The organism is Aphanizomenon sp. CS-733/32 (genome assembly GCF_028330045.1).
Classification (GTDB): Bacteria; Cyanobacteriota; Cyanobacteriia; order Cyanobacteriales; family Nostocaceae; genus Dolichospermum; species Dolichospermum gracile.
Genome location: NZ_JAQMSE010000087.1, coordinates 1 through 6,477, shown reverse-complemented (window position 1 = coordinate 6,477; position 6,477 = coordinate 1). Strand labels below are relative to the sequence as shown.

General features: G+C 38.3%; 5 protein-coding genes. 3 read left to right on the top strand and 2 right to left on the bottom strand.

The window, feature by feature from the left end; all coding sequences use genetic code 11:
• The first annotated feature begins 46 nt into the window (after positions 1–46).
• Complete coding sequence (locus PN471_RS06835; protein WP_271776199.1) at positions 47–1,300, top strand: FGGY-family carbohydrate kinase; 1,254 nt, start codon at positions 47–49, stop codon at positions 1,298–1,300.
• Between the two features lie 47 nt (positions 1,301–1,347).
• Here the strand turns inward: PN471_RS06835 and PN471_RS06830 are convergent, their stop codons facing one another.
• On the bottom strand, positions 1,348–2,718 hold the full coding sequence (locus PN471_RS06830; RefSeq protein ID WP_271776198.1) for a hypothetical protein: 1,371 nt from the start codon (positions 2,716–2,718) through the stop codon (positions 1,348–1,350).
• A gap of 233 nt (positions 2,719–2,951) precedes the next feature.
• On the opposite strand from PN471_RS06830, the gene PN471_RS06825 reads away from it, so the two are divergent.
• Together PN471_RS06825 and PN471_RS06820 are read left to right on the top strand one after the other, a co-directional pair.
• Entirely contained in the window at positions 2,952–4,460 is a 1,509-nt protein-coding gene (locus PN471_RS06825; protein ID WP_271776197.1) for a UbiD family decarboxylase, read from the top strand.
• A gap of 139 nt (positions 4,461–4,599) precedes the next feature.
• Positions 4,600–5,076 carry a DUF1499 domain-containing protein gene (locus tag PN471_RS06820; protein WP_271776196.1) on the top strand — a complete coding sequence of 159 codons (477 nt, stop codon included), beginning with the start codon at positions 4,600–4,602 and terminating at the stop codon, positions 5,074–5,076.
• A 218-nt stretch (positions 5,077–5,294) separates the two neighbouring features.
• On the opposite strand, the gene PN471_RS06815 is transcribed toward PN471_RS06820, so the two are convergent.
• Positions 5,295–5,954: a rhomboid family intramembrane serine protease gene (locus tag PN471_RS06815; protein WP_271776200.1), complete on the bottom strand. Its 660-nt coding sequence runs from the start codon at positions 5,952–5,954 to the stop codon at positions 5,295–5,297.
• Positions 5,955–6,477: the final 523 nt, after the last annotated feature.

Here is a 6,477-nt window from a genome sequence, read left to right as displayed (position 1 = left end):
GTCACCTGTCACCTGTCACCTGTCACCTGTCACCTGAATGAATCTTATGACTTTATCCCTGGGTATTGATTTTGGCACTTCTGGCGCAAGGGGTGTGGTAATTGATGAAGAAGGTCGCGTTTTGTCGGAAATGCGTCATTATTGGCTGGCTGAGACTGTTGATTGGGTACAATGTTGGCGAGAGGCTTTATGGAGTCTATTGGGGCAAATTCCCGGGGCTTTAAGGGGGGAAATCGGGGCGATCGCTATTAATGGGACTTCTTCTACTATTTTGCTGACTGATGGGGCTGGAGAGCCTGTGGACGCGCCGCTGTTGTACAATGATGGTCGGGGTGTAATGGCTTTAGAACGGTTGAGTCAGGTTGCTCCAGCTAATCACACTGTGTTAAGTGCTACATCTAGTCTAGCGAAACTCCTCTGGATGCAAGCATTACCTGATTTTGCAAAAGCTAGATATTTATTGCATCAAGCCGATTGGCTGGGGTTTCTTTTGCATGGAAAGTTAGGTATTAGCGATTACCACAACGCTTTGAAGCTGGGTTATGATGTAGAAAAATTGCAATATCCAGAATGGTTGGAACAGTTACAAATTCCCCTTCAGTTACCACAGGTCTTAGCACCGGGAACTGCTATTGGTGAATTACTTCCTAGGATTGCAGCTGATTTTGGCTTTAAAGGCGATTGTTTGGTGGTTGCTGGTACGACAGATAGTATTGCGGCTTTTCTAGCCAGTGGAGCTAAATTTCCGGGGGAAGCGGTAACTTCCCTGGGGTCAACTTTGGTGCTAAAACTTTTAAGTCGTCAAAGAATTGAAGATGCGCGATATGGAATTTATAGCCATCGTTTAGGTGATTTGTGGTTGACCGGAGGTGCTTCTAATATTGGAGGTGCTGTTTTAAAGCATTTTTTCAGCAATGTTGAGTTAGTCAGGTTAAGTGCTGAAATTGATCCAACTCAACCCAGTGAGTTAGATTATTACCCATTATTGAAACCAGGCGATCGCTTTCCCATTAATGATCCCCAATTATTACCCAGACTAGAACCCCGTCCAGATCAAAATAAAGAATTTCTACATGGTTTATTAGAAAGTATGGCGAGAATAGAAACTAGAGGATATGAACTATTACAAAATCTAGGTGCAGATTCTTTAACTAATGTTTATACTGCTGGTGGTGGTGCGACTAATTCCACTTGGACAGCTATTCGTCAACGTTATTTAAAAGTACCAGTTCTTTCATCAATTCATAGGGAAGCAGCTTATGGAACAGCACTTTTAGCAATGGGGAAAGTACAGATTTAGTTAAAGATTCAGATACCCGACTTCTTAAAGAAGTCGGGTATCTTAGTTTATGAACTAACAGCTAATGATTTTTTACTGTAGTATTCTGTTTGCGGGTAAATGCTAATAATGGTATTTCCTACTTCAAAAAATGTTCCTGACTGTTCATTTTTAGAAAATTGCAAATGGGGATATTTAGCCGCTAATTCATCAGCAGTTAACGCTGTAGCTGAGATTTTATTTGGTAAGAGTCCTGTCGAACCAATATAAAACACCATAGGAGAAATCTTTTCTTGATAAATCTGCTCAACATAAGCTACTAACTTTTTATAAGCCGTCGTCATAGCTGTAATTAACTCTTCTCTGTTGACAGATTTATGAGCGTGTTGAGTATATAATAATAACGCCAAGTTATGCTCACCAACTTTCCTGAGAATTTCCCCTACTTTTCCATTGATATTGATTCCCAGAAAATCATCAAAAATAGGTTTCATCAAATCATCAACCTTAGTTAGTTTCATTCTTACGGAAATGGCTTTTTGTCGAAAAACTATATTTTGATTTAACACCATTTCCAAAGTTGGTTTCAGGAAAATCTCGCCAGTTTCTTGGTTGTAAACTTCATATCTCCGCCCTAAAAACTGGTTAGCGGCATATAATTTACTCAAGTTGAGAATATCCTGATTACCAAACTCGATTTTATGACTAATATGAGAGTCAATTGGTTCTGAATATTCCTGAGTGGTAGGAAAATTCAGATAGAGATTTTTTGATAAATAATGTTGTTTTAATTCCTCCACTTGGTTACTCACAAATAATTCTGATTGATGGCGTAAACAAGCAGATAAAATGCTCATAATCACCTTTATTTCTGCTAGTTGCGTAAATAAGCCATCAATATTGCCAAAATTGATATTAACAGGAACTAATGGTAAATTATCTAATTGGATTTGATATTCACAATCAAATTCAAACTTATCAGCAATAATCACACCTTTAGATTGCAATAAATCAAATACTTTCTTGTTGCTGACTTTAATATTTAAAGTAGAAACATGAACCTTACCATCTTTGACAATGGTATAATTGTTGAAATCATGCAAATCATGAGCCAGCAAACCTGCAATCTCAATAATAGGAGTATGATCTTCCCCCTTTACCAGTTTAACTTTCCGCTTCACTAACATATTAATAGTAGCAGTATTGCGATTTATAGCAAATACACCCATTTGCACAAAATCACCAGCATAAATATCTTCAGTTTGTAAACTAGGAGTTATTAAATCACCATTAATATCTCTAACACCTCTCACAAATTTAATCCCAGTTCGCTGGTAATCTTCCTTTAACTTATATAAATTCAAAATGATATGTTGACGATATTCAGATAAAATTTGGATAAGTTCTAACAGAGAAATTTGGTGATTTAACTTCGACATAAAACCCCCTAACTTTTATCAATTAAAAACCGGATTTCCCTCTCCGCGCCTCCGCGTCTCCCTTCGGGTTCACCAGTCGCCTACGGAGGGAAACCCTTCTACAGCGCTGGTTCACTGCGTGAGAAAAATCCCTCTTTTTCTCAATATAGTATATTTGTACTAAAAAGTCAAATTACCTGAATGAAGACTAAAATAAAAATAGCTTTACACTTCTTAATAATTAAAACAAAACAATGGCGCGAGATTTACGGGGATTCATGAAAATTCTAGAAGAAAGAGGACAATTAAAGCGAATTTCAGCTTTGGTTGACCCAGATATGGAAATTGCGGAGATTTCCAACCAAATGCTGCGAAAAGGTGGTCCAGGCTTACTATTTGAGAATGTCAAAGGTGCATCTTTTCCCGTCGCAGTTAACTTAATGGGGACGGTGGAAAGGATATGCTGGGCGATGAATATGGAAAAACCGGAAGAGTTGGAAACCCTGGGAAAGAAGCTAAGTATGCTTCAGCAACCCAAACCACCAAAAAAGATTTCCCAAGCTATAGATTTTGGTAAAGTGCTGTTTGACGTGGTGAAAGCTAAACCGGGAAGGGACTTTTTTCCGGCTTGTCAACAGGTGGTAATTGAAGGAGATAATTTAGATTTAAATAAGTTACCTTTAATACGTCCTTATCCGGGAGATGCCGGAAAGATTATTACGCTAGGATTGGTAATTACAAAGGATTGTGAGACCGGAATCCCAAATGTAGGTGTGTATCGCTTACAACTACAATCTAAGAACACTATGACCGTACATTGGTTATCGGTGCGGGGTGGTGCGAGACATTTACGCAAAGCGGCAGAACGTGGTAAAAAGTTAGAGGTAGCGATCGCTCTGGGTGTAGATCCTTTAATCATTATGGCAGCAGCCACACCCATTCCTGTAGATTTATCAGAATGGTTATTTGCTGGATTTTATGGTGGTTCGGGAGTTAACCTAGCCAAATGTAAAACCGTAGATTTGGAAGTTCCCGCAGATTCCGAATTTGTTTTAGAAGGGACAATTACACCGGGGGAAGTTTTACCCGATGGACCCTTTGGCGACCACATGGGATATTATGGTGGCGTGGAAGATTCGCCTTTGGTGCGTTTTCAGTGTATGACACACCGCAAAGATCCCATTTATCTGACCACATTTAGCGGGTTACCACCGAAAGAAGAAGCCATGATGGCGATCGCTCTTAACCGCATTTACACCCCTATTTTACGGCAACAAGTATCAGAAATAGTTGATTTCTTCCTGCCTATGGAAGCTTTGAGTTACAAAGCAGCGATTATTTCCATAGATAAAGCCTATCCAGGACAAGCACGACGAGCAGCTTTAGCGTTTTGGAGTGCGTTACCACAATTTACTTACACTAAATTTGTGATTGTCGTTGATAAAGATATCAATGTTCGTGATCCCCGTCAAGTGGTTTGGGCAATCAGTTCCAAAGTTGATCCTACCAGAGATGTATTTATATTACCAAATACTCCCTTTGATACTTTAGATTTTGCTAGTGAAAAACTTGGTTTAGGTGGGAGAATGGGCATAGATGCCACTACAAAAATTCCTCCAGAAACAGAACATGAATGGGGTGAACCATTAAAATCAGATCCCAATGTTGCGGAAATGGTAGAAAGACGTTGGCAAGAATATGGTTTAGCAGATTTACAATTAGGAGAAGTTGATCCTAATTTATTTGGTTATGACATGAAGTAATACCCACGCTTTCCCTTCTTTATCGGGAGGGGAGTGTGACTTTAAGATTAAAAATTTGCAACTCATAATTCAATTTGATGATCATGTATCGAAAGCTGATAATATACAAAAAATCACAGAATATAACAGTTAACTAATTATGTCCAATTTAACAACAATCACTCAACTGCAAAAGATTATTTTCTCGATATTCCTAACGTTAATTCTGAGTTTCATAATTCCTGCAACTGCTTTGGCTTCTAGCATAGGAATTGAGTCAGGTAATCTTAGTTCTTGTCCAAGTTCTCCTAATTGTGTTGTCAGTCAAAATACTGATGCTAAACACGCTATTGAGCCGATTACCTATCATATAGAACGAGATCAAGCGAGAGAAACTTTACTAAAAGTTCTCACTGTTGTTCCCCGCACCACAATTGTATCACAAACAGATAATTATATTCATGCAATTTCTAAAAGTCGTATTTTCAAGTTTGTGGATGATGTGGAGTTTTATTTTCCTAGCGATAAGTCAGTTATTCATATCCGTTCTGCATCTCGTGTAGGAGATTCTGATTTTGGGGTCAACCGCAGACGTTTAGAACAAATTCGGTTAGCTTTACAGGATTTGAATATTTAATTATTGTCTGATAGCGTAGCGTGGCGCAAGCCATATCAGGATTTCCAGGATTTAAGGATTAACAGGATAAGAATAGAGATCTTATTATCGGCGTTGGTGAATGAAAGTATGAATTGATCTGACGCAGAGGCGCAGAGAGCAAGAGTTTGAGAAATGGAATTTTTGATTTTCGTATCTTGATTCAGCAACGCCAGATTTTATTACCAATTACCAATTCTCTATTCTCTATTTCCCAGGGCAAAAACACTCCCCACAACAAAACCTCCAAGATGCGCCCAATAAGCGACTCCTCCCGTTTCTACACTCATTTTAGCTGCGGCTTGGAGACTGGCAAAACCAGCAATGAGATTTTGTATAAAGAAAATACCAATAATTACTAATGCGGGAATATTGATTGTGGTGATGAAAAAACCGAGGAAGACTAAAGTGGTAATTCTGGCTTGAGGAAACCAGATTAAATATGCACCTAAAACTCCAGAAATTGCCCCACTTGCACCCAAGGAAGGAATAGCAGAGTACATGCCAATAAACCATTGACATAAAGCAGCTATAGCACCACAGGTTAAATAAAACAATAGATATTTAAAATGCCCTAAGCGGTCTTCAATATTGTTACCAAATACCCACAGATAGACCATATTGGATATTAAGTGCCACCAACCTCCATGCAAAAATTGCGAGGTAAATAAGGTTGTCCACTCTCCACTCCAGTTGATGGTTAATTCTTGCGGTATTACAGCATACAACTGGAAAAATTGTTCTAGTTGTAAATTCGACAAACTTATTTCATGGAGAAAAACTAGAATATTCATGCCAATTAAACCATAGGTAAAATATGGCGTAATTCGCGTCGGGTTTTCATCGTAGAGGGGAAACACAAATGTCGTCAATATTTAAATGTATATCTAAAGTTAATCATAATAATTTCGGTTCTACCACTCCCCTTCTGGAAAAGAATATTAATTTACGGGAGAAGTCAGGAGTTACCGAATCAGGAGTCAGAAATAAAACTGGCTTTGTGTATAGGTTTCAATTTAGATTCTGTACCTTCTAAGTAGGTGAACACAATAAAACCAATCTGTGTAAGGAAAAGTAAAATCGCCCAAACCCTCTTCACTCTTGCCTTGCCATAACGACGATTTTCAATACTAACCTACTTAACTACGCCATTTACTGTAATTTGTGTGAGTTTAGTTGTATCAAAACCCAAAGTTAATAGAGTTTTGCCCAATCAGGGCTTAACGCATTACGAGCAATGCAATAAGTAGAGTAACGTAAATAATTAAAGGTTTGTAGTAAGGTCTTTAGACCTGAAAGTAGGGCTAAAGCCCTAACTACGAGCCAATTTCAGAATCTGTTAACTTACTTAACATAGTTCTATTTATTTTTGTCTACCTACTT